This window comes from Allomuricauda sp. XS_ASV26 (assembly GCF_041224615.1).
GTDB classification, from domain to species: Bacteria; Bacteroidota; Bacteroidia; order Flavobacteriales; family Flavobacteriaceae; genus Flagellimonas; species Flagellimonas alginolytica.
Genome location: NZ_JBGFGK010000010.1, coordinates 1 through 366, shown reverse-complemented (window position 1 = coordinate 366; position 366 = coordinate 1). Strand labels below are relative to the sequence as shown.

The 366-nt window shown below is 50.8% G+C and carries 1 protein-coding gene; it reads left to right on the top strand.

Translation table 11 applies throughout. From position 1 onward, the window contains the following. On the top strand, positions 1–366 hold a 366-nt coding region (locus AB9K32_RS00055; protein WP_369884001.1), incomplete at both ends, for a hypothetical protein.

Sequence of the window (366 nt, the reverse complement as noted above, 5' to 3'; positions counted from 1 at the left end):
TTGATCAATACGGATAATCAAACGCTTACCGAGGTTTTATCGCAAGGTAACGACGCTGGCGGAGCTACAATAACCAACTTGGCTGTTCCAGTTAATCCGCAAGATGCCGCCACAAAGGCCTATGTGGACAGCGTGGCCGACGACGATATTACTGGGGTGAGCTTCGATGGTGGGACCAACGAGGTAACGGTAAGCGAGGGCGGTACAAGTTTTTCTGCGGACCTATCCTCTTTGGACGATAGCGCCGGAGTAGCGGCCAATGCCGCGGACATTGCCAACAATACCACGGCGATCGGTAACAATGCCACGGATATTTCGAACAACGCTACCAATATCTCCAACAATACTACGGCTATTGGTAACAAT